The sequence below is a fragment of the Streptomyces humicola genome (assembly GCF_024436035.1).
Classification (GTDB): domain Bacteria; phylum Actinomycetota; class Actinomycetes; order Streptomycetales; family Streptomycetaceae; genus Streptantibioticus_B; species Streptantibioticus_B humicola.
Genome location: NZ_JANFNG010000076.1, coordinates 1 through 1,160 on the forward strand (window position 1 = coordinate 1; position 1,160 = coordinate 1,160).

At 64.7% G+C, this 1,160-nt stretch carries 1 protein-coding gene; it reads right to left on the bottom strand.

Annotated features, from left to right (window positions below; translation table 11 throughout):
• Positions 1-16 precede the first annotated feature (16 nt).
• Positions 17-1,160: acyl-CoA dehydrogenase family protein (locus NGB36_RS33010; protein WP_255924345.1), on the bottom strand; the 1,144-nt coding region annotated here is incomplete at its 5' end.

The window sequence follows — 1,160 nt, forward strand, 5'->3', positions numbered from 1 at the left end:
GGGGTGGTGGGGGTGGTCAGGGGAGGTTGCGGGCCATGACGATGCGCTGGACCTGGTTGGTGCCCTCGTAGATCTGCGTGATCTTCGCGTCCCGCATCATCCGCTCCAACGGATAATCCCGCGTGTACCCGTACCCACCCAGCAACTGCACCGCATCCGTAGTGATCTCCATCGCCGCATCCGAAGCACAACACTTCGCCGCCGCACCGAAGAACGTCAGATCACCATCCCCCCGCTCCGACCGCGCCGCCGCCGCATACGTCAGCTGACGCGCCGCCTCCAGCTTCATCGCCATGTCCGCCAGCATGAACTGCACCCCCTGGAACTCCGCGATCGCCTTCCCGAACTGCCGCCGCTCCCGCACATACCCCTTCGCGTAATCCAACGCCCCCTGCGCAATCCCCAACGCCTGCGCCGCAATCGTGATACGCGTGTGATCAAGCGTCTTCATCGCCGTGGCAAAACCCGTACCCTCCGCACCGATCATGCGATCAGCAGGAATCCGCACATGATCGAAATACACCTCACGCGTCGGCGACCCCTTGATCCCCAGCTTCCTCTCCGGCGCACCGAACGAGACACCCTCATCCGACTTCTCCACCACAAACGCCGAGATCCCCCGCGACCGCCGCTCCGGATCAGTCACCGCCATCACCGTGTAGTACTCACTCACCCCCGCATTCGTGATCCACCGCTTCACCCCGTCCACCACGAAGTGATCCCCGTCCCGCACCGCCCTCGTCTTCATCCCCGCCGCATCCGACCCCGCATCCGGCTCCGACAGGCAGTACGAGAACATCGCCTCACCCCTGGCCAGCGGCCCCAGATACCGCTTCTTCAGCTCCTCCGACCCCGACAGGATCACCGGCAACGACCCCAGCTTGTTCACCGCCGGAATCAACGACGAGGAAGCACACACCCGCGCCACCTCCTCGATCACGATCACCGTCGCCAGCGCATCCGCCCCCGCACCCTCATACACCTCGGGCACATGCACCGCATGCAGATCCGCCCCCACCAACGCATCCAACGCCTCCTGCGGGAAACGCCCCTGCTCATCCACCTCCGCCGCAAACGGCGCAATCTTCGCCTCAGCCAGCGAGCGCACCGTCTCCCGGAGCATCTCGTGCTCCTCGGACAGCCGGTAAAGATCGAAATCC